Annotated in this window: 1 protein-coding gene; it reads left to right on the top strand. The window is 61.9% G+C overall.

Features of this window, described 5'->3' with window-relative positions; translation table 11 throughout:
* A partial coding sequence (gene tuf / locus GCT19_RS42220; protein ID WP_152855106.1) for an elongation factor Tu occupies nucleotides 1-962 on the top strand: 962 nt, incomplete at both ends.

Genomic DNA, 962 nt, shown 5'->3' with positions numbered 1-962 from the left:
CGCGGCATTACCATCAACACCGCGCACGTCGAGTACGAAACGGCTAACCGCCACTACGCACACGTCGACTGCCCGGGCCACGCTGACTACGTGAAGAACATGATCACGGGCGCGGCACAGATGGACGGCGCGATCCTGGTGTGCTCGGCTGCAGACGGCCCGATGCCGCAAACGCGTGAGCACATCCTGCTGGCGCGTCAGGTTGGCGTTCCGTACATCATCGTGTTCCTGAACAAGTGCGACATGGTGGACGACGCCGAGCTGCTGGAGCTCGTCGAGATGGAAGTTCGCGAACTTCTGTCGAAGTACGACTTCCCGGGTGACGACACGCCGATCATCAAGGGTTCGGCCAAGCTGGCGCTGGAAGGCGACAAGGGCGAGCTGGGCGAAGTGGCGATCATGAACCTGGCCGACGCGCTGGACACCTACATCCCGACGCCGGAGCGCGCGGTTGACGGTTCGTTCCTGATGCCGGTGGAAGACGTGTTCTCGATCTCGGGTCGTGGCACGGTGGTGACGGGTCGCGTCGAGCGTGGCGTGATCAAGGTCGGCGAGGAAATCGAGATCGTCGGTATCCGTGCAACGGCCAAGACGACCTGCACGGGCGTGGAAATGTTCCGCAAGCTGCTCGACCAGGGTCAGGCAGGCGACAACGTTGGTATCCTGCTGCGCGGCACGAAGCGTGAAGACGTGGAGCGTGGTCAGGTTCTGGCCAAGCCGGGTTCGATCAACCCGCACACGCACTTCACGGCTGAAGTGTACGTGCTGAGCAAGGACGAAGGCGGCCGTCACACGCCGTTCTTCAACAACTACCGTCCGCAGTTCTACTTCCGTACGACGGACGTGACGGGCTCGATCGAGCTGCCGAAGGACAAGGAAATGGTGATGCCGGGCGACAACGTGTCGATCACGGTGAAGCTGATCAACCCGATCGCAATGGAAGAAGGCCTGCGCTTCGCAAT

This window comes from Paraburkholderia atlantica, assembly GCF_009362785.1.
Lineage (GTDB): Bacteria > Pseudomonadota > Gammaproteobacteria > Burkholderiales > Burkholderiaceae > Paraburkholderia > Paraburkholderia atlantica.
Note: the sequence above shows the minus strand (reverse complement) of the source record. Positions and strands in the feature narration are given on the sequence as shown.